The sequence below is a fragment of the Kerstersia gyiorum genome (assembly GCF_048595715.1).
GTDB classification, from domain to species: Bacteria; Pseudomonadota; Gammaproteobacteria; order Burkholderiales; family Burkholderiaceae_B; genus Kerstersia; species Kerstersia gyiorum.
Map to the genome: position 1 here is coordinate 2,707,141 of NZ_CP169556.1, position 23,148 is coordinate 2,730,288.

Annotated in this window: 18 protein-coding genes; 10 read left to right on the plus strand and 8 right to left on the minus strand. The window is 61.9% G+C overall.

The features are described from left to right. Positions 1-71 precede the first annotated feature (71 nt). Complete coding sequence (locus ACEW7X_RS11800) at positions 72-1,652, minus strand: TerC family protein (protein ID WP_068370351.1); 1,581 nt, start codon at positions 1,650-1,652, stop codon at positions 72-74. A gap of 272 nt (positions 1,653-1,924) precedes the next feature. Further along, positions 1,925-2,710, minus strand: a complete 786-nt coding sequence (locus ACEW7X_RS11805) for an inositol monophosphatase family protein (protein ID WP_068370353.1) — start codon at positions 2,708-2,710, stop codon at positions 1,925-1,927. A gap of 94 nt (positions 2,711-2,804) precedes the next feature. On the opposite strand from ACEW7X_RS11805, the gene ACEW7X_RS11810 reads away from it, so the two are divergent. Further along, entirely contained in the window at positions 2,805-3,584 is a 780-nt protein-coding gene (locus ACEW7X_RS11810; RefSeq protein ID WP_127774778.1) for an RNA methyltransferase, read from the plus strand. A gap of 38 nt (positions 3,585-3,622) precedes the next feature. Here the strand turns inward: ACEW7X_RS11810 and ACEW7X_RS11815 are convergent, their stop codons facing one another. Both ACEW7X_RS11815 and ACEW7X_RS11820 read right to left on the minus strand, forming a co-directional pair. Continuing rightward, positions 3,623-4,462: a mechanosensitive ion channel family protein gene (locus ACEW7X_RS11815; RefSeq protein ID WP_127774779.1), complete on the minus strand. Its 840-nt coding sequence runs from the start codon at positions 4,460-4,462 to the stop codon at positions 3,623-3,625. Positions 4,463-4,708: 246 nt separating this feature from the next. Continuing rightward, positions 4,709-5,344 (minus strand): TetR/AcrR family transcriptional regulator, encoded by a 636-nt coding sequence (locus ACEW7X_RS11820; RefSeq protein ID WP_202969539.1) that lies wholly within the window; start codon positions 5,342-5,344, stop codon positions 4,709-4,711. Between the two features lie 308 nt (positions 5,345-5,652). Between ACEW7X_RS11820 and ACEW7X_RS11825 the strand changes: the two genes are divergently transcribed. From ACEW7X_RS11825 to ACEW7X_RS11855, 7 genes are all read left to right on the plus strand, one after another. After that, entirely contained in the window at positions 5,653-7,332 is a 1,680-nt protein-coding gene (locus ACEW7X_RS11825; protein WP_420177930.1) for an electron transfer flavoprotein-ubiquinone oxidoreductase, read from the plus strand. A gap of 28 nt (positions 7,333-7,360) precedes the next feature. Continuing rightward, positions 7,361-8,482: a thiolase family protein gene (locus tag ACEW7X_RS11830; protein WP_068370358.1), complete on the plus strand. Its 1,122-nt coding sequence runs from the start codon at positions 7,361-7,363 to the stop codon at positions 8,480-8,482. A gap of 1 nt (position 8,483) precedes the next feature. After that, the gene (locus tag ACEW7X_RS11835; RefSeq protein ID WP_253597248.1) at positions 8,484-10,784 is read left to right on the plus strand and encodes a 3-hydroxyacyl-CoA dehydrogenase/enoyl-CoA hydratase family protein; all 2,301 of its coding nucleotides are present in this window, start codon (positions 8,484-8,486) and stop codon (positions 10,782-10,784) included. A 34-nt stretch (positions 10,785-10,818) separates the two neighbouring features. Continuing rightward, on the plus strand, positions 10,819-12,576 hold the full coding sequence (locus ACEW7X_RS11840; RefSeq protein WP_068370363.1) for an acyl-CoA dehydrogenase C-terminal domain-containing protein: 1,758 nt from the start codon (positions 10,819-10,821) through the stop codon (positions 12,574-12,576). Positions 12,577-12,605: 29 nt separating this feature from the next. After that, positions 12,606-14,237, plus strand: a complete 1,632-nt coding sequence (locus ACEW7X_RS11845; protein ID WP_257740414.1) for a long-chain-fatty-acid--CoA ligase — start codon at positions 12,606-12,608, stop codon at positions 14,235-14,237. 152 nt (positions 14,238-14,389) lie between these two features. Next, positions 14,390-15,163, plus strand: coding sequence for an SDR family oxidoreductase (locus ACEW7X_RS11850; protein WP_420177220.1), 774 nt, complete (start codon positions 14,390-14,392; stop codon positions 15,161-15,163). A 92-nt stretch (positions 15,164-15,255) separates the two neighbouring features. After that, the gene (locus ACEW7X_RS11855; RefSeq protein ID WP_130486704.1) at positions 15,256-16,167 is read left to right on the plus strand and encodes a LysR family transcriptional regulator; all 912 of its coding nucleotides are present in this window, start codon (positions 15,256-15,258) and stop codon (positions 16,165-16,167) included. 13 nt (positions 16,168-16,180) lie between these two features. Here ACEW7X_RS11855 and ACEW7X_RS11860 read toward each other — a convergent pair whose 3' ends face one another. Next, a complete protein-coding gene (locus ACEW7X_RS11860) occupies positions 16,181-17,428 on the minus strand; it encodes a YeiH family protein (RefSeq protein ID WP_420177221.1) in 1,248 nt (415 codons plus the stop codon). A gap of 110 nt (positions 17,429-17,538) precedes the next feature. On the opposite strand from ACEW7X_RS11860, the gene ACEW7X_RS11865 reads away from it, so the two are divergent. Beyond that, a complete protein-coding gene (locus ACEW7X_RS11865; protein WP_127774785.1) occupies positions 17,539-18,429 on the plus strand; it encodes a LysR family transcriptional regulator in 891 nt (296 codons plus the stop codon). Between the two features lie 30 nt (positions 18,430-18,459). Here ACEW7X_RS11865 and ACEW7X_RS11870 read toward each other — a convergent pair whose 3' ends face one another. Together ACEW7X_RS11870 and ypfH are read right to left on the minus strand one after the other, a co-directional pair. After that, positions 18,460-19,956: an AMP nucleosidase gene (locus tag ACEW7X_RS11870; RefSeq protein ID WP_127774786.1), complete on the minus strand. Its 1,497-nt coding sequence runs from the start codon at positions 19,954-19,956 to the stop codon at positions 18,460-18,462. Positions 19,957-20,052: 96 nt separating this feature from the next. Next, positions 20,053-20,778, minus strand: coding sequence for an esterase (ypfH, locus tag ACEW7X_RS11875; protein WP_420177222.1), 726 nt, complete (start codon positions 20,776-20,778; stop codon positions 20,053-20,055). A gap of 507 nt (positions 20,779-21,285) precedes the next feature. On the opposite strand from ypfH, the gene ACEW7X_RS11880 reads away from it, so the two are divergent. After that, complete coding sequence (locus tag ACEW7X_RS11880) at positions 21,286-21,579, plus strand: hypothetical protein (protein WP_127774787.1); 294 nt, start codon at positions 21,286-21,288, stop codon at positions 21,577-21,579. A gap of 542 nt (positions 21,580-22,121) precedes the next feature. Here the strand turns inward: ACEW7X_RS11880 and ACEW7X_RS11885 are convergent. Then, entirely contained in the window at positions 22,122-22,925 is an 804-nt protein-coding gene (locus ACEW7X_RS11885) for a hypothetical protein (protein ID WP_278858987.1), read from the minus strand. Positions 22,926-23,148 lie beyond the last annotated feature (223 nt).

The following is a 23,148-nucleotide window of genomic DNA, read 5'->3' on the forward strand; positions in this document are numbered from 1 at the left end:
CCGCATCATACCCGGCTTGCCTGACCTCTTCTTGAAAGCGTGGCCGGCAAGCCGGCCACGCCTGCCGGGGTTCAGGCTGGCTGAGAGCCGCTTTCCGGCATTTCCGGCTCCAGGATGGAGCGTTCAACCAGTACGTCGGCGATGCGCCGGCCTTCCAGCGCCAGCACCTTGAAGCGCACGCGCACATGGTCCTGGACGTATTCGCACACGTCATCCACCTGCGGCAGGCTGCCGAAGCGTGCCAGCAGATAGCCTGCCAGCGTGGTGTAGTCGTCGGCCTCGTCCACCAGGCCATCGACTTCCAGGACCTGCTCCAGGTAGTGCAGATCGGCAGCTCCATTGACGCGCCAGCGGTTGTCACCGTCGGGGATGACATCCGGTGTTTCATCTTCGTCGGGAAACTCCCCCGCAATGGCTTCGAAAATGTCGATGGGCGTCACCAGGCCGTCGATCGCACCGAACTCGTCGGTCACCAGTACCAGTTGGCCCCGCGAACGCTTGAGTGTTTCGATCAGGCGCAGGATGCCGATGGACTCGTGCACGATCAATGGCTCCCGCAGGCGGTCGCGGCGGATGGCGCCTTCCGTGATGATGTCGGCGATCATGTCCTTGACCCGGCCTACTCCCACGACCTCATCGAGCGCCCCATCGCACACCGGGAAGAAGCTGTGCGGCGACGCGCTCAGCTGTTCACGGATTTCCTCGGGGCTGTCCTTCAGGTTGACCCAGCTGATATCCGTGCGGGGCGTCATGATGGACTGGATGGAACGCTCGGCCAGCGTCAGGACGCCGCTGACCATGTTGCGCTCTTCGACGCCGAAGGCGACGGCAGGTTCTTCCGGCGCCGGCTTGTCGGTTTCGATTTCATCCGGCAGGCGCTTGCCCAGCATGCGCAACACAGCTTCGGCCGTGCGTTCACGCATGGGTCGCGCCGCCACTGTGCGCACCAGGCTGCGACGTGCCAACTGATTGAGCACCTCGATCATGATCGAGAAACCGATGGCCGCGTACAGGTAGCCCTTGGGCACCTTGAAGCCAAAGGCTTCCGCCACCAGCGAAAAACCGATCATCAGCAGGAAGCCCAGACACAGGACGACCACGGTAGGGTGGCGGTTGATGAAGATCGTCAGCGGCTTGGAGGCGATCAGCATCACGCCAATGGCGATAACCACAGCCATCATCATGACCGACAGGTGTTCTGCCATACCGACGGCGGTAATGACGGCATCCAGCGAGAATACGGCGTCCAGCACCACGATCTGCGTCACAATGACCCAGAAGCCGGCATAAACGCGCGGACCGCGGACGTGATGTGTCTTGCCTTCGATACGCTCGTGCAACTCCATCGTGCCCTTGAAGAGCAGGAAGAAGCCACCAGCCATCAATATCAGGTCGCGGCCGGAAAAGCTCAGCGCCCCGATGGAAAACAACGGGGAAGTCAGGGTCGCTATCCAGGAAATCGCCGTCAACAGCGCCAGACGCATAATGAGCGCCAGTGACAGGCCGATGATACGGGCACGATCCCGCTGCGAAGGCGGCAGTTTCTCTGCCAGGATAGCAATGAATACCAAGTTGTCGATGCCAAGCACCAGCTCGAGCACGACCAATGTCAGCAAGCCGACCCATGCTGAAGGGTCCAGCAGCCACTCCATGTAAGACTCCCGTTGTTCTTGAAGCCTCTAATCGTACTAGGATTCTGTGTCACACGCGGCGCAACAGGATAAAAAAGTCTACGCATCCATCCGGCAATACGAAGCCGGGGCCACCCCGCGCACGATTCCTGCGGCCTGGCCGGCTCGGCCACCATCCTGGCCCGTCTTCGTCTGGCGCAGCGTGGAAACCATAAAAAAACAGGCGCGGACCTTGCGGTTCGCGCCTGTTGCCGATGCATGGTTCCTGCCGCCATACGGCAGGCTGCCAACCATCAATCCAGTTGCAGGTGCCCCAGCATCTGCGTGAAGATCTTGGGCGAGCCGGCCAGCACATTGCCGGTTTCGAACCAGGTCTGCTCGCCTTCGAAATCGCCCACCAGGCCACCGGCTTCCAGCACCAGCAGGCCCGCGGCCGCCAGATCCCAGGGCTTGAGGTCCATGCCGCAGAAACCATCGAGGCGACCGACGGCCACATAGGCCATATCCAGCACCACCGAACCGCTGCGGCGCACGCCCGAGCACTGTTCCATCAATTCGCGGTAGCGCGGCACGCCGACCGGACCGGCACCGCTGGGCCAGCGCACGCCCAGCAGGGCGTCGTGATAGCGCGCGCGGCTGCCCACGCGCACACGGCGGTCATTCAGGAATGCGCCGCCGCCACGGCTGGCCGTGAACAGCTCATTGCTGGAGGGATCGTAGATCACCGCCTGGGTGGTCACGCCGCGATGCTGCAGGGCGATGGACACGGCAAAGGACGGATAGCCGTGAATGAAGTTCGTCGTGCCATCCAGCGGGTCGATGATCCAGCGATACTCGGATTCGGTCGAACCGTCGGCAGGCGGAACGTCGCCCGACTCTTCCGCCAGGAAAGCGTGGTCGGGATAGGCGGTGCTCAGGATTTCGATGATGGCCTGCTCTGCGGCCCGGTCGATTTCCGTGACATAATCGTTGGGCCCCTTGCGGCCGACCTGAATCTTGTCGAGGTCCAGGCTGGCGCGGTTGATGATCGCGCCGGCACGGCGCGCCGCCTTCACGGCGGTGTTGAGCATGGGATGCATAGAATTCCGTATTGATCCGTTCGCAGGCCCTGGATGGCTCCCATCCAGGGCCTATATAAAAGTAACTGGCAGTAGGCCCAGACCGGTATTTTAAATGACGCCTGTTTTTTCGCGTGTACGCTTCATCATGACCTCCCCCAGCCACCCTGGCAATGTGGGAGCAGCCGCCCGGGCCATCAAGACCATGGGGTTCTCATCGCTGGTGCTGGTCACGCCCAAACTGGACGATATCACCCTGCATCCCGATGCCATTGCCATGGCCAGTGGCGCCGATGATATCCTGTCTGGCGCGCTGATAACAGCATCTCTTGAAGAAGCGCTCGCGCCGGTAACCCGGGCATATGCCCTGACCGCCAGGCCGCGCGACATCGGCCCGCCGGTCTGTGACATCCGCGAAGCCGCCGCAGAAAGCCGCGAATTGCTGGCCTCTCAGGATGACGCCAGCGTCGCCATTGTATTGGGAACGGAGCGCAGCGGCCTGACGAATGCGCATATTGCCCTCTGCCAGCGCATTTGCCACATTCCCGCCAACCCGGAATACAGTTCGCTGAATGTGGCGCAGGCGCTGCAACTGGCCGCGTGGGAAATGCGTTACGCGCTGGGCGCCGAAGGACGGGCGCTACCACAAACGCCCATCCAGAGCGTGGACCCCGGCACGGCCCTGGCCAGCAACGGCCAGGTTCAGGCTTTCCTCGAACACTGGCGCGAAGCGCTGGTGGCCGTCGGCTTTCTCGACCCGGAACATCCCAAGAAACTGGTGCCGCGCATGCAGCATCTGTTCGGCCGCAGCGCCCTGACCCGTGATGAGGTCGATATGATGCGCGGTGTCTGTACCGCCATGCTGGCGCCGCAAAACTACCGCAAGCAGGACTGAACCGGCCCGGCACGCCGAGCCGGTTCAGGCTGGCTGCCTCAGCCCTGCTGGCGCTCCTTGGCAACAACCGGGCCCTGCAATTCGCGCACGGGCACCGCAGCGCCCATGCCGGCACCCACCAGCGTCTTGCGAATCTTGTAGAGCAGGTCCCAGCGCAATTCCCAGTATTTGCTGTTGTCCGTCCAGACCCGCACATTGATGCTGACGCCGTTGTCACGGTAGCCCATCACCATCACCATGGGTGCCGGCTCCTTGGATACCAGCGGATGGTCGTTGATCAGCGCCTTCAGGCTCTCCACCGCCGCATCCAGATCGTCGTCATAGCGCACCTGGGCTTCGAGATCCAGGCGGCGGGTCGGGTTGCGGCTGTAATTGATCAGGTTCGCGCCCCATACCGTGCTGTTCGGCAGCGAGATCGCAATGCCATCAAATTGCGTCAGGCGCGTCATGAACAGGCCGATTTCCTCGACCGTGCCTTCATTGACACCACCGACGGACACGTACTCACCGGCACGCATGGGCCGCAGCGCCAGCAGCATGACGCCAGCAGCAATGTTCTGCAAGGTGTTCTGCAACGCCAGGCCGATCGCCAGGCCAGCGGCGCCCAGGACGGCGATGATGCTGGCCGTCTGCACACCAAAGCGGGCCAGGACCGCCACCAGCGTGAAAACACGGATTGCCCACACGGCCGTGCTGCTCAGGATGGGCACGATGGTGGCGTCGATGCGCGGCGAACTGGTCGCGGCGCGGCGCACCATGCTGCCCACCCATTTGGATACCCACCAGCCGACGATCAGAATGACGGCGGCGATCAATAACGTAATGGCGAAACCGTATGCCTGGGATTCCAGTATGGCCTTGCTGACTGAGTCGGACATGAAGAAACTCCTGTGATACCTGTCTCCCGCCGCCACCACGGCAGCCGGAACTGCCGACAGCCTAGCACACCCCTTCGGCGCGTCCACCCGTCATTTGTCCATTCTTATCCCGAAAAAATGTGGACAACTTTTGGGATAGCTTGGGGAACACATGATTTCCCCAATAAAAATCAATTACTTGAAAACAGTGATTAAACTTTGAGCAGAAACATATGCACACCAGTACAGGCAAACGGACGGCATCGTTCACTGCCCCGCGCTACCGTCGTGCCGAAAAATACGCATGATCTGCTGGCCGATCTCCGCCGGTGACAGCAGGCCCTGGCGGTACCAGCCGCTCACATTATTGAGCAGGGTCAGCAGCAGCAAGCGGTAGACATTGCGGTTCAGGCCGGGAGCCAGCGGCAGCGCCGCAATCAGACCGCGGAAAATATCTTCGAATTTGTCCCGCTTGGACACCAGGCTGACACGGATCTCCGGGGGCACGGAATTGAAGTCGCTCATCAGCGGCATGGTCAACGATTCCGGGTCCAGTTGTATCTCCAGCATGGCGATACAGGCTGCCTCCAGGCGCCTCCACGGGTCCTCGTGCGGCGCCACTGCCGCGTTGATGCGGTCTTCAGCCACCTGCAGCGCCATGTCGTGGATATTCACGAACAAGGCCTCCTTGGATTTGATGTAGTGGTACAGGGAGCCGCCCAGCAAGCCCACGCGCTCGCCGATGTCCCTGACCGAAGTCGCCGCATAGCCACGTTCGGCGAACAGGGCCGCAGCCGCCTCCAGCACCTCACGGTGGCGTTCGCTCATGCCTTCGACGGGTAATGCGCTGATGAACTTTCCCCGACTGGCCCGCTTTTCCGCCCCGCTTCCATTACCCATCATTTCTGCTCCGACCCGATTGATTGAATCCCCTTCCGTGCATCGGCACCGGCACGCGGCACGCAGGGGAATGTGCGGATATAGCGTGTTCACGGCATCGCGTCAAGCTGGGAGAATCGCCTTCTTCGTTATTACACCAATCGTTTGATATAGTCATTGGCAGATAGAACGCCGTGCTCTTGGCCATCGGTTTCCAGTAGCGGCTTCCTGGTCCAGGCAGGCCTGTCTGTCTCGATCCCTCACCGCGCGGCGCGCATTTTCAACCTACACAAGGAACACATGCCGTGACGAGCAATACCCAGCGCGAATCCATGGACTTCGATGTGGTCATCGTCGGCGCGGGTCCGGCCGGCCTGGCCGCAGCCATCCGGCTCAAGCAACGGGCACAGGCGGAAGGGCGCGAGATTTCCGTCGTGGTCGTGGAAAAAGGATCGGAAGTCGGCGCGCATATCCTGTCGGGCGCCGTCATTGACCCGTCGGGGCTGGATGCATTGCTGCCCGACTGGCGCGATGATGCAGACCGGCCACTCAAGACGCAGGTCAGCGACGATCGCTTCTACTTGCTGTGGCGTACCGGTGGCATGCGACTGCCCAACCGGATGATGCCGCCGCTGATGAACAACCATGGCAACTTCATAGCTTCGCTGGGCAGCCTGGCGCGTTACCTCGCCAGCCGCGCCGAGGCCCTGGGCGTGGAAATCTACCCTGGATTTGCCGCCACCGAAGTGCTGTACGACGACAAGGGCGCCGTCTGTGGCATCGCGACCGGCGACATGGGCATAGGCCGCGATGGCAAAGCTCGTGCCGACTATGCGCCGGGCATGGAACTGCGGGCCCGCTATACGCTCTTCGCGGAAGGCGCGCGCGGCAGCCTGAGCAAGCAATTGCTCGCCCGATATGGCCTGGAGTCCGGGCGTTCACCGCAGAAGTTCGGCATAGGCATCAAGGAGCTGTGGCAGGTCACGCCCGATGCGTTCCAGCCTGGCCTGGTCCAGCACTCATTCGGCTGGCCGCTGGACCGGCAGACCGGCGGGGGGTCCTTCCTGTATCACTTCGACGACCATCTGGTCACCGTCGGCTTCGTCCTGCACCTGGACTACCAGAATCCGACGCTGTCCCCTTACGACGAATTCCAGCGCTTCAAGACGCATCCCCTGATCCGTGGCACCTTCGAGGGCGCGCGGCGCCTGGCCTACGGCGCACGGGCGCTGACCGAAGGCGGCTGGCAGTCCGTGCCGAGGCTGGCCTTTCCCGGCGGCGCGCTGACAGGCTGTGCCGCCGGTTTCATGAACGTGCCACGCATCAAAGGCAGCCACAACGCCCTGCATTCCGGCATGCAGGCGGCGGACGCTGCCTTCGATGCCCTGGCCGCCGGGCGCGGACATGACATCCTTGACGCCTATGACGACGGCTGGCGCGACTCTGCGATCGGCCGCGACCTCAAGCCCGTGCGCAACGTCAAGCCGCTGTGGTCACGCTATGGCACGCCGGTCGGGATCGGCCTGGGCGGCCTGGACATGTGGTTACAGACCTGGACCGGCAAATCCCCATTCGGCACCCTGGCCCACTGCAAGCCCGATCACGCCTGTCTGAAGCCGCTGGCCGCAGTCCGGCCCATCGTGTATCCGAAATATGACGGCATCCTGACCTTCGACAAGCTTTCCTCTGTCTTCCTGTCCAGCACCAGCCATGCGGAAGACCAGCCCATCCACCTGAAGCTGGCCGACCCCGCCATCCCGATAGGCAGCAATCTGCCGCGCTATGGCGAACCTGCACGGCTCTACTGTCCGGCGGGCGTCTACGAAATCGTCGATGACGCCCCTGCCACCAGCAACCCCACGGACCCAGCCATGCCGACTGGCGCGCCGCGTTTCGTCATCAACGCGCAGAACTGCGTGCACTGCAAGACCTGTGACATCAAGGACCCTGCCCAGAACATTACCTGGACGCCACCGGAAGGCGGCGGCGGACCCAACTATCCCAATATGTAATGCATAGACATTCCTTACCGGAGACTCCATGACAACCGCATTCATCGTCGATTACCTGCGCAGTCCTTTCACGCCGGCCCATCGCGGCGCGCTGGCCGGCGTCAGGCCCGACGATCTCGCCGCCAGCGTGATCGCTGCGCTGGTACGCCGTTCGGGCCTGGACCCGGCCTTGCTGGAAGACGTCAACCTGGGCTGCGCCTTTCCCGAAGGGGAACAGGGCCTGAACATCGCCCGCTGTGCGGCGCTCACGGCTGGCCTGCCGCTGTCGGTTGGCGCCTCTACCGTCAATCGCTGGTGCGGTTCTTCGCTGCAAGCCGTGCAAATGGCGGCCGGCGCCATTGCCATGGGCGCCGGCGAAGCCTTTATCGCCGGCGGCGTGGAAAGCATGAGTCGGGTACCGATGATGGGTTTCAATCCGCTGCCCAATCCCGCATGGGACGATGCTCTGCGCACGGCACTGCTGAATATGGGCCTGACGGCCGAAAACCTGGCCAGCCGTTACAGCATCGGCCGGGCTGAACAGGATGCCTATGCCCTGGAAAGCCAGCGTAAAGCACTGGCCGCCCGCGCGGAAGGCCGCCTGTCTGCGGAAATCACACCAATCGACGGTGTGACCGAGGACGGCTGCCCCAGGGCCACGGACGCCGACAAGCTCGCCGGCCTGAAGACCGTCTTCAAAGCCGAAGGCAGCGTCACCGCAGGCAATGCGTCGCCCCTGACGGACGGCGCCAGCGCCACCCTGGTGTGCTCCGGCGATTTCGTACGCCGTCACCATCTGCAGCCGCTGGCTCGCGTTGCCGGCTATGCCATCTCGGGCTGCGCCCCAGACATCATGGGCATAGGACCGGTCGAAGCCACGCGCAAGGCCCTGGCCCGTGCCGGCATAAGCGCGCAGCAACTGGACGTCATTGAAATGAACGAAGCGTTTGCCGTACAAGTACTGGCCTGCTGCAAGGATCTCGATCTCGATCCCGCCCGGCTGAACCGCGACGGCGGCGCCATCGCGCTGGGCCACCCGCTCGGCGCCACGGGCGCACGCCTGGTCGGCAAGGCTGCCAGCCTGCTGCACCGCGATGGCGGACGCTATGCACTGGCAACCCAGTGCATAGGCGGCGGCCAGGGCATCGCCATGGTGCTGGAGGCTGCCTGACATGAACGCCCCAATTCAAAAAGCCGCCGTCATCGGCGCTGGTGTCATGGGCGCTGGCATTGCCGCCCACCTGGCCAATGCCGGCCTTCAAGTCGTCCTGCTGGACCTGGAAAAAGCCCAGGCCGATGCCGGCATCGCCCGCCAGCTGAAAGCAGGAGGGTTCATGGACCCCGCCTTCGCAGCCCGTGTGCGCACGGGCGCAGTTGCTGCCGACCTGCCCGCCATTGCCGATGCCGACTGGATCATAGAAGCCGTCGCCGAAAAGCTGGACATCAAACAGGCGCTGTACCGCGATATCGAAAAGACGCGCAAGCCCGGCAGCCTGGTGTCCTCGAATACATCGACGATTCCGCTTGCCGCACTCACGGCCGGCATGCCCGAACGCTTCTGCGGCGACTTCCTCATTACCCACTTTTTCAACCCGCCGCGCATCATGCGGCTGCTGGAACTGGTGAGCGGCCCGCAAACCCGCAAGGAAGCCACTGAAACACTGACCTACTTCGCCGACCGCCAGCTGGGTAAAAGCGTGGTGCATTGCAAGGACACGCCGGGCTTCATCGGCAACCGCATCGGCAATTACTGGATGGTCGTGGCTCAGAACGAAGCCATCCGCCTGGGACTGGACGTAGAGGAAGCCGATGCCATCATCAGCCGGCCTTTCGGCATCCCGGCCACCGGCATTTTCGGCCTGCTGGATCTCGTCGGCATCGACCTCATGCCCATGATCCTGCGCATCCTGCAACAGGCCACGCCTGCCGGCGACGCCATCCAGGATTGCGATGCAGAGCCGCCGCTGATTGCCCGCATGATCCGCGAGAATCGCCTGGGCCGCAAAAGCGGGGCCGGTTTCGTACGCCTATCGGCCGACCGCCGCCAGCGCGATGTCATCGACCTGGCAACCGGCGAGTACCGGCCACAGCGCAGCGTGGCCTCGGAAAGCCTGCAGGCCAGCCAGGGCGACCCGCGTGCGCTGATGGAACACCCTGCGCCTGGCGGCCAGTATGCGGCAGCCGTCATGGAGCGCGCCCTGGCCTACGCTGCCGCGCTGGTGCCGGAAATTGCCGATACCCCCTTCGATATCGACGAAGCCATGCGCAACGGCTATGGCTGGAAACAGGGTCCATTCGAACTGATGGACAAACTGGGCACAGACTGGCTGGCGCAGCGCCTGCAGGCGCGTGGCCTGCCGGTGCCGCCCTACCTCGCCCTGGCGGCGCGCCATGGCAGTTTCTATTCGGTACGCGACGGCCGGCGCGCCTGCCTGCTGCCGGACGGCAGCCACCAGCCACTGCGCCAGGCACCTGGCGTGCTGCTGCTGGGCGACCTGGCCCTGGCGCAACAGCCTGTTGCCAGTTGGAGTACCGCGGCGCTCTGGGACCTGGGCGACGGCGTGGCTGGCCTGGCTTTCCGGACCAAGATGAATACCTTTAATCCCACGCTGCTGGAAACCATACAGGCCGCGCTGGCGCATACACAGGAGCATTTTCAGGCGCTGGTGATCGGCAGCGACGCGCAGGCATTCAGCGCGGGCGCCGATCTCCGGGTCTTTCTTGAAACCCTGGAGCAGCACGGCCAACCGGCCCTGGAACGTTTTCTCGACCTGGGCCATGGCACCTTCCAGGCCATCAAGTATGCCCCCTTCCCGGTAGTCGGCGCGGCGGCCGGCCTGGCCCTGGGTGGCGGCTGCGAAATCCTGCTGCACTGCGACGCCATCCAGGCGCACGCCGAGCTGTCCATGGGACTGGTCGAAACGCGTATCGGCGTCATCCCCGGCTGGGGTGGCTGCAAGGAGATGCTGCTGCGCATGCAGGCCGCATCGGGCGTGCCCCATGGGCCGGTCGCCCCGTCCATTGCCGCCTTTCAGCTCATCGCTGCCGCGAGAGTCTCCAGCAGTGCGTTCGATGCCCGCAGGCTGGGCTTTCTGAAAGACAGCGACGGCATCACCATGAACCGCAGCCGCTTGCTGGCCGACGCCAAGACCAAAGCGCTGGCGCTGGCTCGCGACTACCTGCCGCCCGAACCCGCCTGCGTGACAGTGGCGGGCGCCTCGGGGCTGGCAGCGCTGAAAAACCTGATTGCCACGGAAACCTTGGCAGGACGCGCCACTCCGCACGATGATGTGGTCAATACCGCCCTGGCGGAAGTATTGAGCGGCGGCGCCGGCGCCGACCCGCTTTACCCGGTGGCGGAAGCCGCGCTGCTGAAACTGGAGCGCTCCGCCTTTCTTGAACTGCTCGCCACGCCTGCCAGCCAGGCGCGTGTCCGTCATATGCTGGACACTGGAAAGCCCCTGCGCAATTGATTCGACTCGCCGTCCCTAGACACAAGGAAACACGATGACTGCTTATATCCCCACGACTGAAGATGCACAATTCCTGCTGTCCGACGTCTTCGATTTCAATGCCAGCATGGCCGTCTTGCCGGGCTGCGAAGAGGTGGACACCGATCTTGCCCTCAGCATCCTGGAAGAAGGCGGCAAGTTCTGCGTCGAAGTGCTGGAACCGCTCAACCGCAGTGGCGATGAAACCGGCTGCCGCCTGGAGAACGGCCAGGTCATCACCCCTCCCGGGCTGGCCTCGGCCTACCAAGCCTTCCGCGAAGCCGGCTGGTGCGGGCTGTCCGGTTCCGCCGACTATGGCGGTCAGGGCCTGCCGCTGACCTTGCAGATCCTGCTCAACGAAATGGTGTCGTCCGTCAATCTTTCCTTCGGCCTGTTCCCCGGCCTGACGCACGGAGCGGTGGAAACGCTCACTCACCACGCCAGCCCGGCGCTCAAGGAGCTTTACCTGCCGCGCATGATCAGCGGCGAATGGACTGGCGCCATGGCCCTGACCGAAGCGTCCGCTGGCACGGACCTGGGCCTGCTCACCACCCGCGCCGAACCGCTGGACGATGGCAGCTACCGCATCACCGGCACCAAGATCTTCATTTCCTCCGGCGACCAGGATTTTGGCGGCAACATCATCCACCTGGTCCTGGCACGCCTGCCTGGCGCAGCCCCTGGCGTGAAAGGCATCAGCCTGTTCCTGGTGCCCAAGTTCCTGCCGGACGCCAATGGCGAAATAGGTGAGCGCAACAACATGTCGGTGGGCGCGCTGGAACACAAAATGGGCATCCATGCCCAGCCTACCTGCGTCATGAATTACGACGGCGCCATCGGCTGGCTCGTGGGCGAAGCCGGGCGCGGACTCAACGCCATGTTCACCATGATGAATGCGGAACGCCTGTTCGTCGGCATTCAAGGCCTGGGCCTGGGCGAAGCCGCCAACCAGAAGGCGGCCGCCTATGCGCGTGAACGCCTGCAAGGCCGCTCGGCCGACGGCAGCCGCGGCCCGGTAGCCATCATCGAACACGCCGACGTGCGCCGCATGCTGCTGACCGGCCGCGCACTGAACGACGCAGGACGCGCGCTGGCCGTCTGGACGGCATTGCAGATGGACACTGCAGCCCGCCATCCCGATGGCGCCACGCGTCAGCAGGCCGACGGCTTCGTCGCGCTGCTCACGCCCGTGATCAAGGCAGCCTTCACCGACTTCGGCTTCGAAACCGCCGTACTCAGTCAGCAGGTTTTCGGCGGCCACGGCTACATCCGCGAATGGGGCATGGAGCAATATGTGCGCGATGCCCGGATCACGCAGATCTACGAAGGCACCAATGGCGTGCAGGCCATGGACCTGGTCGGCCGCAAGTTGCCCATGGCGAACGGCGCACTCGCCAGCAGCTTCTTCGCGCTCGTGCGCAAGGAACTGGAACAGGCCCGGGCCGGCAACACCGCCGACCTGGCCGCTCCCGTACTGGATGCCCTGCAGCGCCTGGAAAGTGTGACCGGATACCTGTTGTCGTCCGCGCATGACGCCAATACCCTGGGAGCAGCCGCCACCGACTACCTGCGCTTTTTCGCACTGGTAGCCTATGGCTGGCTGTGGGTACGCATGGCCGGCAAGAGCCAGGCGGGTGCAACGCCGCTGCATCAACGCAAACTGGCCGCCGCGCGCTTCTTCGTGACCCGCCTGCTGCCGCAGACGATCGCGCTGGAACAGGCAATCCGCGCCGATGCAGCCGAGCTTGCAAAACTGGCAGCAGACGCATTCTGACCTGCGCCGACACCTGGAGGAGACAACCCATGCTCGGCAATATGATGCACCAGCCCCTGCTGATTTCATCGGTTCTGCGTCACGCGGCCACCTACCACGGAAAGACCGAAATCGTGTCGCGCACCGTGGAAGGCCCGTTGCACCGCTACACCTATGCTGACGCCTGGCGGCGCAGCCAGCAGCTCGCCAACGCCCTGCAGCGCCTGGGCCTCAAGCTCGGCGACCGCGTCGCCACCCTGGCCTGGAATGGCTACCGCCACCTGGAGCTGTATTACGGCACGTCTGGTTCCGGACTGGTATGCCACACCATCAACCCCAGGCTGTTCAAGGAGCAGATCAGCTACATCATCCGCCACGCCGAGGACAGTGCGATCTTTGCTGACCTCACGTTCCTGCCTCTGCTGGAATCACTGGCGGATCAGCTGGGCGGCATGAAGGCAGTCGTCCTGCTGACCGACGACACCCACATGCCTTCGTCGAGCTCGCTGCCTGGCCTGATCAGCTATGAAACCTTGATCGGCGGCGAATCGCCAGAGTACAACTGGCCGGTCTTCGACGAGAACACCGCTTCCGGCCTTTGCTATACCTCCGGCACGACCGGCGAGCCCAAGGGCGTGCTGTACAGCCATCGGTCCACGGTGCTGCATGCCATGGCCATCCCGGCACCAGACGTGCTCGGGCTTTCCGCCAGCGATACCATCGTACCTGTCGTGCCGATGTTTCACGTCAATGCCTGGGGCCTGCCCTTCGCCGGACCGATGGTCGGCGCCAAGCTGGTCATGCCCGGACCGCGCCTGGACGGCGCCAGCCTGCACGAACTGTTCGCCAGCGAAAAAGTGACTTTCACGGCAGGGGTGCCCACCGTCTGGCTGGCACTGCAGGACTGGATGGAAAGCAACCGCCAGAGCCTGCCGGACCTGCGCCGCGTGGCGATAGGCGGTGCGGCAGCGCCTCCCATCATGCTGGAACGGTTCCGGCGCATGGGCATCGAGACCCGCCACGCCTGGGGCATGACGGAAACCAGTCCGGTCGGCCTGTCCTGCAGCCTTCTGCCCAAGCATGCCGCACTGACACCCGAGCAGCGCCTGATGCTAGAGGCCAAGCAGGGCCGCCCCGTCTTCGGCATGGAATTCATGATTCACGGCCAGGACGGCCAGACGGTGGCGCGCGACGGCAAGTCGTTCGGCTCCATGCTGATCCGCGGTCCCTGGGTAGCCGGCAGCTACTACAACGCGCCCCCCAGCCCCGCCCACACCCTGGTCCCGGGCTGGTTCGACACTGGCGACATCATCACCATGGACGAAGATGGTTTCGTACAGATCGTCGACCGCAACAAGGACGTAGTCAAATCGGGCGGTGAATGGATCAGTTCGGTCGAGCTGGAAAACCTGGCGCAGGCGCATCCCGCCATCCAGGAAGCCGCCGTGGTCGCCATGCCAGATCCGCGTTGGGGCGAACGCCCCATCCTGGTGGCCGTTATCCGGCCTGGCCACACCTTCACACGCGACGACATGCTGGACATCTACAAGGACAAGATCGCCAAGTGGAGCATGCCCGACGATGTACTGATCGTCGACGAACTGCCGCACACAGCCACAGGCAAGCTGCTCAAGGCGTCCATCCGGAAGCTGGTACACGAACGCTATCAGTCAGGCATTTAGCGCACGCCACTATCGGCGCGATCAGTAGTCCACGCCAGGCTGAGACAATTCATTGGATGGATTTCCTGGATAATCCATCCAGGGCCAGGTGGTTTATCTCCGGGCACCCTCGGCCTAAGCTGGGGGCATCCCCATTTGCAAAGGAGAGTCCCATGGCAGACCATTCCATCAAAGGCAAAACCGTTCTCATCGCCGGCGGGGCCAAAAACCTCGGCGGCCTGATCGCCCGTGATCTGGCCCAACATGGCGCCAAGGCAGTGGCAATCCACTACAACAGTGACGCCAGCCAGGGTGATGCAGAGGCCACAATGACGGCCGTCAAGGCAACCGGCGCGCATGCCGTGGCAATCCAGGCAGACCTCACCACAGCAGCTGCCGTCGAGAAACTATTCACCGATGCCATTGCCGCCGTAGGCAGACCTGACATTGCCATCAATACCGTAGGCAAGGTGCTCAAGAAACCGATCACCGAAACCAGCGAAGCCGAGTACGACGACATGTCGGCAGTAAACACCAAAAGCGCATTCTTTTTCCTCAAGGAAGCCGGCAAACACGTCAACGACAACGGCAAGGTGCTTACCCTGGTAACCTCGCTACTCGGGGCTTTCACTCCGTTCTATGCTGCGTATGCAGGCACCAAGGCGCCGGTAGAGCACTTCACCCGTGCCGCGGCAAAGGAATTTGCTGCACGCGGCATTTCAGTCACAGCAGTTGGACCGGGTCCGATGGACACGCCGTTTTTCTACCCGGCTGAAGGCGCCGATGCCGTGGCCTATCACAAAACTGCGGCAGCGCTTTCTCTGTTCAGTAAAACCGGCCTGACGGACATCGAAGACGTCGTACCCTTCATCCGCCACCTGGTTAGCGACGGCTGGTGGATCACAGGCCAGACCATCCTGATCAACGGCGGCTACACCACCAAATAAGCAGGCTGGCGGTGCCCCCACTCGAGCATTTGCTGGCTGAACCGGGAACAGCAAAATAGCCTGGACCTGGGCGCCAGCACCATGGGGAGACTATGGACAGGCTCGATCAGTACCGTATCTTCGCTCAGATTGCGGAGATGGGCAGTTTCATCAAGACGGCGCATGCACTGGAGTTGCCGCGTGCCTCGGTGTCGGCGGCCATCCAGCAACTGGAAGCTCAGGTAGGTACACGTCTGTTGCACCGGACCACACGCCAGGTACATCTGACCGCCGACGGTATGCAGTTGCTCGAACGCATACGCCCGCTACTGGCGGATGTAGAAAACATAGACACGATGTTCCAAGCCAGCCAGCGCCAGGTGTCAGGGCAGCTGCGAATTGATGTGCCCAGCCGCATCGCGCGCAGGCTTATCGTGCCGGCATTACCCATGCTTTTGCGGCAGCATCCCCAATTGCGACTCATCCTGGGTTCCAGCGATCGCGCCGTTGACCTGGTACGGGAAGGCATTGACTGCGTGGTGCGTGTCGGCGCGTTGCCGAACACCGCACTTGCCGTCCGGCCGTTGGGCCTGATCAGGCTGATCAACTGCGCCAGCCCCGCCTACCTGCAAGAACAAGGCATACCAGAGCACCCCGAGGAGCTCTGCAGCAAACACTGGATGGTCGGTTACGCCTCTCCGTCCACCGGGCGAGAAATACCGTGGAGCTATATTTCCGCCGACGGCGCCGAGCACAGTGTGCCCATACCCAGCCAAGTCGTAACGAATAACGCGGAGAACTACATTGCGTGCTGCCGCACGGGTCTGGGATTGATCCAGATACCCGGTTTCGACGTGCAGCACCTGATCGACGCGGGAGAACTACAGGAAGTCATGCCTGACCATCGCGCAGCCCCCTTGCAAGTATCACTACTCTATCCGCATCGCCGCCAGCGCTCACGCCGGCTGGCGGTATTCATGGACTGGTTCGAGGCACTAATGAAGCCCCATCTGCAGGCATGTTGAACTACGCTCGCCGTCAGGCCAGGAGGGCATGCACCAAGGCGTTCATCGCCAGCCCGCCCCCAAGCAGCCAGGCAAACAGCATCGCTGCCAGCAGCAAGGGGCGCAATCCAGCCCGGCGCAATGCCGACACATGCGTCGTCAGTCCCAGGGCGGCCATGGCCATGGCAAGCATAATGGTGTCCAGGTCGAGTGCGACACGCACCAGTTCGGAAGGCAGTTCGACCAGCGAATTGAATGCCGCCATCAGGATGAAACCGAACGCGAACCAGGGAATCGCGATCCCGCGCCGCCCCGGCCCCGGCGCCGGGGCCCCGTTGCTCGCCCCCCGCCGGGCCAGCAACAATGCAAGCCCGAGCAGGAAGGGTGCCAGCATCATTACCCGCACCATCTTCGCAATCACGGCAGCATCCGCTGCATCGCTGCCCAGCGCACGCCCGGCAGCCACCACTTGCGCCACCTCATGCACCGTCGCGCCGATGAACACGCCCGCCTGCCGCGTATCCATGTGCACCCAACCCCACTCTTGCCCCAGGTGATACAAGGCAGGCCAGGCAAACATCGCCAAGGTGCCGAAGATCACCACCGTCGCTACCGCCACGCTGATCTGGGCTGCCCGCCCGCCCACCACCGGACCGGCCGCCATCACGGCCGCTGCGCCGCAAATCGAACTGCCTGCGCCGATCAGCAGCGCAGTCTGGCGGTCCAGGCCCAGCCAACGCGTCCCCAGCCACCATGCCAGACAGAAAGTGGAGAGCAGCATACAGGCGTCCAGCAACACCCCTTCATAACCTACCAGGGCCACGTCGGAGAAAGTCAGCCGTAGCCCATACAGCACGATGCCGGCACGCAATAGCCGCGTCTTGGAGAAATCGACCCCGGCACCCAGCCTGCCTGCCACTGACGGATACACCGTATTGCCAACCAGCATCCCCAGCACGATGGCCAGGGTCAGCGCCGCTATACCATGCGTCTGAGCCCACGGCTGGCTGCTGAGCCATTGCGCGGCCGCCGCAATGCTGCCAGTCAGCAGCAGCCCGGCGACCAGTGCGCCCGGCTGCCACGACCTGCCTGCCGGCGCCTGGGCACCTGGGGAAACTCTTGCCGGCGCAGCCGCTGCAGCATAGGCCGCGCCTGCGGTCAATGCCGGGGAGCCTTCATGCAGCATGCCCTGCCCTTCCCGTGCCGGACGATCTTCCTTTGCCTCGCCGCGCAGCGCCGGACAGCCGTCCCTGCCCGCAGTCAATATATTATTAGCAGTCATTACGGAACAATTCCTTATGAATTGAACACATAATGAATGCAGAAGGAATATCTGTAAAACAGGTTATATTTCTATAACCTATCGTAATTTCAAATAGATTAAACCGCCCGATGCGCATCACTCTGAGGCAGCTGCATATTTTCACGGCCATCGCCGAACATGGCAGCACGACAGCGGCTGCCAGCAGCATCCCGCTGTCGCAATCCGCCACCAGCGCCGCGCTGGGGGAACTGGAAGCCATGCTGGGCGCCAGCCTGTTCGACCGCGTGGGCAAGCGCCTGCAGCTCAATGAGACCGGGCGCGCCCTGCTGGACCCGGCACGCTCGCTGCTGGATATGGCGCGCACGATAGAAACCCATTTCGGCATGGATGGCGGCAACCCTGGCGCGCCACTACCGGCACGCATCCGCCTGGGCGCCAGTACAACCATCGGGAATTATCTGATGCCGGCCCGGATTGCCCGGCTGCTGGAGGCCCATGCCTTGGCCAGCGTGGAAATGCGCATCGGCAATACCCAGGAAATCGTGGGCGCTGTGCTGCGCCGCGAAGTCGACGCCGGCGTCATCGAAGGTCCCTGCCATGCCGACGAACTGGAAGCGCTGCCCTGGCTCAGCGACGAACTGGTGTTCGTCGTGGCTGCACACCATCCGCTGGCGCAATCCCAGACCCCCTGCCCGCTGGCAGAACTGCGCAAGCAACGTTGGCTGCTGCGGGAAAGCGGGTCTGGCACCCGCGAGGCCGTGGATAACGTGCTGCTGCCGCATCTGGGCAACTTCGACCTGGCCTTGCAGCTGGGCAGCACCGAGGCCATCAAGCAGGCCGCAGCCGCTGGCCTGGGCATCGCCTGCCTGTCCCGCAGCGCGGTTCAGGACCTGGTGGATCTGGGCCGCCTGGCGCTGCTGCGCACCGCCCTGCCACCACTACACCGCCAGCTCTACCGCATCCGCCACCGCAGCAAGCAGTTCTCTCCCGCGCTGGCCCTACTGCTGGAGCAGGACTGAAGCCGGACGGAGCAGGCCGCCAACACCCGCCTACTGGAAAGCCGTTTCGATGAAACTGCGCAGCTTGCGCGAGTGCAGCCTTTCCTTGGGCATGCTGGCCAGCAGTTCCAGCGCATGGATGCCGATCTGCAGGTGCTGGCCGACCTGACGCCGGTAGAAGTCATTGGCCATGCCCGGCAGCTTCAGCTCTCCATGCAACGGCTTGTCGGAGACGCAAAGCAAGGTACCGTACGGCACTCGCAGGCGGAACCCGTTAGCGGCAATCGTGGCCGATTCCATATCCAGGGCAATGGCACGCGACTGCGCGAAGCGCTCGACCAGTTCCTGGTGATCGCGCAACTCCCAGTTGCGGTTGTCTATGCTGGCCACTGTACCGGTACGCATGATGCGCTTGAGCTCCCAGCCTGACAGGCCGGCAATTTTCTCGACGGCCGTTTCCAGCGCCACCTGGACTTCCGCCAGCGGCGGGACCGGGACCCACAGCGGCAGGTCTGCATCCAGCACGTGATCATCCCTGACATAACCATGCGCCAGCACGTAATCTCCAAGGCGCTGGGTCGAACGCAAACCGGCGCAATGCCCCACCATCAGCCAGGCTTGCGGCCGCAATACCGCGACGTGATCCGTGATGGTCTTGGCATTGGACGGGCCGACACCGATATTGATCAGCGTGATGCCGCCATGACCTGCCCGGCAGAGGTGATAGGCCGGCATTTGGGGCAGGCGCTCAGGCGCCGTACCCGAGACGGGTTCAGCCTCGCCGCGCAGCGTGACGACATTGCCCGGCTCGATGAAGGATTCGTAGCCACCGACGCCGTCGGCCAGCCTGGCACGGGCGTAGGCGCAGAACTCGTCCACGTAGAACTGGTAATTGGTGAAGAGCACGAAATTCTGGAAATGCGCAGGAGACGTCGCGGTGTAGTGCTGCAGGCGATGCAAGGAATAATCCACCCGCGGCGCAGTAAAAGGCGCCAGCGGGTGCGGCTTGCCCGCTACCGGACGCCAGCTGCCGTTGACAATGGCATCGTCGGTGATGGTCAGGTCGGGCACATCGAAAATATCGCGCAGCGGACGACCCAGCGCGGCCAGGTCCACGCCCTCCACGTGCGCCCCGCCAGGGAACGCGAAATGCAGTGGAATGGGCGTCTCCGATTCACCGACCGCTACCTTCACTTTGTGATGCAGCAGCAACAGGCCGATCTGCTCCACCAGGTAGGCCTGGAACAAGCGCGGCTGGGTAATGGTGGCCTCGTAGACGCCGGGCTCGGAAACATGGCCGTAGGACAGCCGCGTATCAACCAGGTCATAGGTATCGACCTGGATGCGGATCGCGGGATACCAGGCCCGCACGCGGGCAGAACGTGGCAAGGGCTCGCCACGGGCAAGTTCTGCGAAATGGCTGCGCAGGAATGCGGTATTGCGCTCGTAAATCTCGATCAGGCGGTCCACCGCCGCTGCGGCGACCTCGAAGGACTGGAAATCGACCGGTTCCGGAGTGAGTACCACCGAAGGAAAATACGCGGACATCCGTAAACTCTCCTGGCCTGCCGGGTAACGTTTGAGGGCCTAAGCGTGGGTTGTCGGAAGGCCCGCACCGCCATGCGGGCGGGCCGGGCACATCATTCAGCTGGACTGGCGCGCGCTCATCAGCGCGCTTTGCCAGATATGCAGGGGCACATGGGTACGCAGGCGCTCGATAGCGCGGGTCACCAGCGCGACATTCAGCTCGTGGCCGATATCGGGCAGGATATCCAGCGTGGCGTCGCCTTCGAGTTCCTGGATACGGTCGTAGGCATCCTGCGAGGACGACGGCGGCACGACATCGTCCTCGGCACCATGCAGCAGGTGCACGCTGGTTTCCGGCGCGGCTGCCTGCGGCAAGCTGGCATAACCGGCGGAAAAGGCGATTACGCGGCCAGCCAGCGCATGGTCGGCTGCAGACAGTTCGAGCGCCACCAACCCGCCTTGCCCCAGGCCGAACAAGGCCGTGGCGGCAGGAGCAATCTGCCATTGCGCCTGCACGCGGCGAATCAGCTTGAGCAACGGCGGCAGGCCGGCTGCGACCTGCCCGGCCAGCTCATCGGCATTCAATTCATCTGCGACGAACCACTGTCGGCCCTCGGCTTCGCTGACCCCTGCGGGATAGGGAGCGCGCAAAGCCATGATGGCTGCGCCTGGCCATTGCGCCTGCAGGGTGCGGGCCAGCCAGAGCAGGTCTGCCGGTTCGCCTCCCTGGCCATGGAACATGACGAACAGTTGTCCCGGCGCCTGGCCGTCGTGGGTCGGGGGAACCAGCCACAGGGCTTCGCCATCCGAGGAAAATTGCGTGGGGTTCTGAGCATCTGTCATATAAGCCTTCTCCTGCTGCTAGCGGGATATTGTATGGCGGCTTTGCAACATTGCCATGAAGGCATGGCCAGAATTATCCCTGCCCGCCCTCCCTGAAAAAAACACGCACCAGTCCCAGACCCGCCGCTATTGCCATGTAGGACACGGCTGCCAGCCTCCGTGCATGCCGAACATGTCATTTTCATGGCAGAAACAGAATTTTGACTGAATTCTGGCGATGTAAGCACCACAATGCACACACATCGCCGAATTTCCCGTTTTCAGCAGGCAACACTTGACAGGCCGCAGGATACTCTCCATAGTGATCAATTCCTGACCACCTGCGTGCGCCGTCTGCCACCGGGGATCGGTCGTGAAGCACGCCTGCTTTCCAGGTCGGCGCGTCTCCGCCACGATCCGGCAGCTTTCGGCTCCGGGTAGTCACCGTCTTGCGCGGTCCGCCCTCGGGGCGCCAGGCCCCTTACCGGGTCCATGACCGGCCAAGATGCTCTACAGGAGATGTGCCTGGTGTACCCGAATCGCTACATCTACAAGGGCTATCTGCTGCTCGCTCGCCTGTCCACCGCGCCTGAAGGCGCCAATGGCTCCGGCCCGGCTTTCACCGCCACGCTGGACATACGCAAGGCCAGCCAGCCCGACGACCCTGGTTTCACCTATCCCGTACCGGCATTTGCCAACGCCGCAGATGCTGCCGTGGCCTATGCCCTCAGTCCGGCTCAGGCCATAGACACGGCCATCGGCCACGGCATAGACATACTCGCCACGTTGTTCGCGCCAGACCCTTCCCGTCAGGAAGTCTGAACCGCCCCGGCTGCTGCGGGCGAGCGGGCAGTAAAAACGCATCACGCACCAAAAAAAGGGCCCCCACGCGGCGCCTTCGGCTTGCTGCCCCCCAAGGGGGCGTTTTTGTCTTGGGGCGGCCCGGCGACAAAAAATGGCCGGTGTCAAGCGTTTCATGCAAATCAAGCGAGGCTTGAAACCATATACGGGGCAATAGGTTAGCTCTGTTCCGTGCCGCTTGCGAGGGATGTGGCGTTGTGGGCTGGGAGCCACATGAGAGCCTTGGGAAAGTAAGCCACGTCATGCTGTGACGGTGAAAACTATCCAGAGACAGCGGGCTTGTTAGCCATAGTAACCCTTTCTTTCGTACACCATCAAAATCAAAAAAGGCACAACAGCAGATGCCAGGGAAGACGACTGGTCTCGACCCTGAGCAGACAGCCACACTATTAACGAGAAGCTAGGCTGACTGCCGAAGGCGGGTGGGCTTGAGCGCCGAGTTAGATCCAAAGCCCTAGAAAAGCATGACCGCAAGGGCTATGAAAATAAAGCTGCTTGCAAAATCAGCCACCTCGAATATACGTAGTCATAATAGAAAATGAATCTGGTTCAATTTCTTTTTTTAGAAGTTTCGTCTTTTGATTAACATAAAGCTTTAACCATTCAAGTTTTTCAACAACTCTTTGGTCATTTGAAAAGGCCTCTAAATCAGCGTCAATTTTGCCTATTACAGTTTTCTTTACACTCTCAAGTGTAAGCAAATCCTCTCCAGCTAAAAACTGTCCACTTCTTTGCAAGACATTGAAAGGATTAACAAAATACTTGCTATTCTCAAGTTCTGAAACAAAAGGGACTTCATTAAACATTGATAACAATTCAGGATCTTTTTTTGAAACATCGTGCTCCCATTCAAATATGTTTTTTCCTAACCCCTGATCGAACTGAAGGCGAGGGAAAATAGCTTCTTTTGATTCAATCTCATGTGCACGCTCTACGGCAGGACCGAAAAATCCCAATTCATCAATAAAAACATCTCCAAAAGCAACGCCACCCCTTGCCAGAAATCCTTTGCTCATTAACCTAAGAAATGTTAATGAAACATTGTATGCGGCAATATATGCAAGATTTACATCGTTTTTTCTTTCTTCTTCAATTCCATCTTTGTAATAGAAGAAAAAATATGCGCAATCTGAAAATCCAAAAACTTTTCGATCGTATATGACATGAGGTATTTCAGATTGGCGCTTCGAATGAATGGCCACTTCCTCATGAAAGAGCCTATGAAGATCATATTTTTTTGAGAAGTCAGTAGTGTTTTTATATCCGATTACATCGACAAAAATAGCCACCATTTTCTTATAATTCATATATGTCCTATATGGAAGGTTAGTAGATGTAGAGTGCATGAAATGGTGCTCTTTATTTTCATGCAATTAATCCATTAGTGGTCTTTGGAGCGAGCAATTACTCGCCTAAATTTTAGGAAAATCTCAAATTTTTTTGAACTCGGAGCTTGAGATGAACCGCCCAAGACCCATGCTGGAATGACTGCTCATAGCCGATAACGGACATTATAGAATTTCGTTTGTA

Excerpts from the sequence above, each read along its gene's own strand:
- ACEW7X_RS11800 (WP_068370351.1), bottom strand. The coding sequence starts at position 1,652 with ATGGAGTGGCTGCTGGACCCTTCAGCATGGGTCGGCTTGCTGACATTG.
- ACEW7X_RS11805 (WP_068370353.1), bottom strand. The coding sequence starts at position 2,710 with ATGCATCCCATGCTCAACACCGCCGTGAAGGCGGCGCGCCGTGCCGGC.
- ACEW7X_RS11810 (WP_127774778.1), top strand. The coding sequence starts at position 2,805 with ATGACGCCTGTTTTTTCGCGTGTACGCTTCATCATGACCTCCCCCAGC.
- ACEW7X_RS11815 (WP_127774779.1), bottom strand. The coding sequence starts at position 4,462 with ATGTCCGACTCAGTCAGCAAGGCCATACTGGAATCCCAGGCATACGGT.
- ACEW7X_RS11820 (WP_202969539.1), bottom strand. The coding sequence starts at position 5,344 with ATGATGGGTAATGGAAGCGGGGCGGAAAAGCGGGCCAGTCGGGGAAAG.
- ACEW7X_RS11825 (WP_420177930.1), top strand. The coding sequence starts at position 5,653 with ATGGACTTCGATGTGGTCATCGTCGGCGCGGGTCCGGCCGGCCTGGCC.
- ACEW7X_RS11830 (WP_068370358.1), top strand. The coding sequence starts at position 7,361 with ATGACAACCGCATTCATCGTCGATTACCTGCGCAGTCCTTTCACGCCG.
- ACEW7X_RS11835 (WP_253597248.1), top strand. The coding sequence starts at position 8,484 with ATGAACGCCCCAATTCAAAAAGCCGCCGTCATCGGCGCTGGTGTCATG.
- ACEW7X_RS11840 (WP_068370363.1), top strand. The coding sequence starts at position 10,819 with ATGACTGCTTATATCCCCACGACTGAAGATGCACAATTCCTGCTGTCC.
- ACEW7X_RS11845 (WP_257740414.1), top strand. The coding sequence starts at position 12,606 with ATGCTCGGCAATATGATGCACCAGCCCCTGCTGATTTCATCGGTTCTG.
- ACEW7X_RS11850 (WP_420177220.1), top strand. The coding sequence starts at position 14,390 with ATGGCAGACCATTCCATCAAAGGCAAAACCGTTCTCATCGCCGGCGGG.
- ACEW7X_RS11855 (WP_130486704.1), top strand. The coding sequence starts at position 15,256 with ATGGACAGGCTCGATCAGTACCGTATCTTCGCTCAGATTGCGGAGATG.
- ACEW7X_RS11860 (WP_420177221.1), bottom strand. The coding sequence starts at position 17,428 with ATGACTGCTAATAATATATTGACTGCGGGCAGGGACGGCTGTCCGGCG.
- ACEW7X_RS11865 (WP_127774785.1), top strand. The coding sequence starts at position 17,539 with ATGCGCATCACTCTGAGGCAGCTGCATATTTTCACGGCCATCGCCGAA.
- ACEW7X_RS11870 (WP_127774786.1), bottom strand. The coding sequence starts at position 19,956 with ATGTCCGCGTATTTTCCTTCGGTGGTACTCACTCCGGAACCGGTCGAT.
- ypfH (WP_420177222.1), bottom strand. The coding sequence starts at position 20,778 with ATGACAGATGCTCAGAACCCCACGCAATTTTCCTCGGATGGCGAAGCC.
- ACEW7X_RS11885 (WP_278858987.1), bottom strand. The coding sequence starts at position 22,925 with ATGAATTATAAGAAAATGGTGGCTATTTTTGTCGATGTAATCGGATAT.